The sequence below is a fragment of the Rhodovulum sp. 12E13 genome (assembly GCF_003340565.1).
Taxonomy (GTDB): domain Bacteria; phylum Pseudomonadota; class Alphaproteobacteria; order Rhodobacterales; family Rhodobacteraceae; genus HLUCCA09.
Genome location: NZ_QPLK01000099.1, coordinates 1 through 1,370, shown reverse-complemented (window position 1 = coordinate 1,370; position 1,370 = coordinate 1). Strand labels below are relative to the sequence as shown.

The window sequence follows — 1,370 nt, the reverse complement described above, 5'->3', positions numbered from 1 at the left end:
ACATAGCTGAACAGCGACCCGCTCGCCTCGTCTGTCCCGCGCATGACCGCCCCCCTCGTGACCCGGAAAGGGTGAATCATGTCCTCAAACCCGTGTCGAGGCGGCCTTTTTCAGCGGCCTGTTAAGGACGCTGTTCATGGCGGAGACCAGGGTGTCCATGGTCGCGTCGAACACGAGGAACTCTTCGAAGAAGTCGTGGTAGGGATTTGACTGTGCCAGGATCTTCTCGCGCATCTGACAGACGGCGGCGCTGTCGGGGAAGTCGCCTGCGCTACCATTGTTGAGGGCGTAATACTTCATCGCACCCTCGACGAGATACGCGCCAAGTGCCTCCTGCCCAGCCTTGCTCTCGAGCCAAGGCTTCAGGGACAGATCCTTCTCCTGCCCGCCCGCCGGGGCGCACCCGGGGTTGTGAAATGTCTGGGTGAATGGGAACGGAGTCAGTCGGCGCTTGGTCGCCTGGTCCCAGGTCTTGAACCGCGGCGGCGTGTTCATCGAGAACCACATGCTCGCGCGGTTGATGAACTGGATGGTGTCTTGGCTATGCGGCGGCCGCGCGCCGATCACGTCACCGCCGGACAGGACGTTGAATTCACCCGAATTCACCGATGCGCCGACCCGGAACTCGGACGCCATGGCAAAGCGCTTCCAGATCAGGACGCCCTTGGCCGCATCGTGGCTGTTCGCGTCCCTGTCGCCGACGTCGATGATGAGCTGCGGCTTGGCGCCGACGCCGAAACCGCCGCGCTCGAAGCCGAAGAGCCGGGTCAGAGCACCTTGAACCATTGACTTGCCGTTGTCGCCGTTCGAGTCGGCGCGCACTTGGTCTCCGACCATCAGGAACATCCGCTTCGCCGCGACCTCGCCGGTGGCGGAGTAGCCCAAGGCGACCTGGAACTGTTCGGCGGTATCGTCATCACCGGGCCAGAAGCGAGCGAACGCCTCCTTCACTCGACCGAGGTCAGCGTCCGGGTTGTAGTCCGCCTGCATGCACCCTGTCAGGCAATGGCGGGGGTCGTGCGGCATCGTCTTGCCCGTGCGCAGGTCCACCGTAACGTTGCGGAACGGCAGCAGGTGCGCTGTCCGGTCGGAGTTGAAGAACCACCGGTCGACGGTCAGGGCCGCGCGAGCGTGGTCGAGGACATACTCAGCGGCCTTTGCATTGCTGTTCAGCTTCGTGACGACGCGCGCCGCCTGTGGGTCTGAGAAGGTGCAGTAGAGCTGCCGCACCATGTCGAGCATCGTAAGCGCGACGGGGCGGCCCTATGCGGCGAGGCTTGACGGCTGGGCGTAGCGCCAGGGCATGAGGTCCTCGATGCGGGACTTGGGGTGTCCGTCGAGGATGGCGCGGAGGGTGTCGGCGAGGTAGT

Annotated in this window: 2 protein-coding genes; both read right to left on the bottom strand. The window is 64.2% G+C overall.

What is annotated here, in order from left to right; all coding sequences use genetic code 11:
- Nucleotides 1–84 precede the first annotated feature (84 nt).
- On the bottom strand, nucleotides 85–1,242 hold the full coding sequence (locus DLJ49_RS21205; RefSeq protein ID WP_115395481.1) for a hypothetical protein: 1,158 nt from the start codon (nucleotides 1,240–1,242) through the stop codon (nucleotides 85–87).
- 21 nt (nucleotides 1,243–1,263) lie between these two features.
- Nucleotides 1,264–1,370: transposase domain-containing protein (locus tag DLJ49_RS21200; RefSeq protein ID WP_147277395.1), on the bottom strand; the 107-nt coding region annotated here is incomplete at its 5' end.